Origin of the sequence: Nocardioides sp. NPDC023903, from assembly GCF_040639295.1 — a bacterium.
Taxonomy (GTDB): domain Bacteria; phylum Actinomycetota; class Actinomycetes; order Propionibacteriales; family Nocardioidaceae; genus Nocardioides.
The window spans coordinates 1-1,000 of record NZ_JBEZZS010000135.1; the positions used below are offsets into that span (position 1 = coordinate 1).

2 protein-coding genes are annotated in these 1,000 nt (G+C 68.6%); one reads left to right on the top strand and one right to left on the bottom strand.

Going from position 1 to position 1,000, the window contains the following annotated elements:
• On the bottom strand, window positions 1-152 hold a 152-nt coding region (locus AB0F44_RS30490; RefSeq protein ID WP_357361146.1), incomplete at its 3' end, for a DUF5318 family protein.
• Window positions 153-269: 117 nt separating this feature from the next.
• On the opposite strand from AB0F44_RS30490, the gene AB0F44_RS30495 reads away from it, so the two are divergent.
• Window positions 270-1,000, top strand: a 731-nt coding sequence (locus tag AB0F44_RS30495; protein ID WP_357361145.1) for a DUF1707 domain-containing protein, incomplete at its 3' end; no start/stop codon positions are given.

A 1,000-nucleotide genomic window follows, 5' to 3' on the forward strand; every position in this document is an offset into this window, starting at 1 on the left:
GTCGGTGCCGTCGGCCATGAAGGCGTGCTTGAGGCCGGCGAGGACCTCGGGGGCACCTCGGCGACGCCGACCCGCCCCGCGTAGACATCGGCCAGCAGGGACCTGCGCCGAAGCGCATAGTCCACCACCTGCCGCTGAATTCGCACGATCACCAGAGTAGCGGGGTTCGGATACGCGTGCCCACGGCATCGTTTGATCCGATCCCCCGGACTAAACTCCCGATACCGGGGTTCATCCTGGTGTTTTCGCAGGTGAGGTGACCCACGGCCATGACTGGATCCGGACAGCGAGGGGCAGCCGTCGATTCGGCGCTGCGCGCACGTGACATCGATCGCGCCCAGGCGTCGACCGTGCTTGACGCGGCCTATGCCGAGGGCCAGCTCGGCGCGCAGGAGTACCACGACCGCGTGTCGAAGGCGAACGGCTCGCGCACACTCGGTGAGCTCGCCCGGCTGGTCGCCGACCTGCAGTCACCTGCGGTTTTCGGCGGCGACACTGCCGCTGAACGCCCGCGCCGACGCGCCCCCGAACGGTATCCGGCCGACACGAGAGCGAGGTCGGCGGACCGCGCCGAGACCGTCGACGCGCTCGATACGGCACACGCCGACGGCCAACTCGATGCCGACGAACACGCCGCACTGGTCGAATTGGCCACGGAAGCACGGACTCTGGGCGATTTGTCCACTTTGGTGGCGGATCTCCAGCAGCGACCGTCCGCGCCGAGCAAGCCGCGCATCCACCCCGACCGCACTCGGCTGGTAGTCATCGCACTCGCGATAGCGACCGCAATCGCCGGATTCGTGTGGACGGTCCGCGACGACGAACCAGCGCCCGCCGCGTCCGCGACCGTCGACTACGACGCGGCATCACCGCTGGTGATTCCCACGCCCATGCTCAACACCCTGGCCGGATTCCTGCAGTTCCGCGACGACTACCGCGCCGGCTTCGGCGACACCCTGGTCGACGAGGCGGTCATGCACGACGAACACGCCTCCGCCGT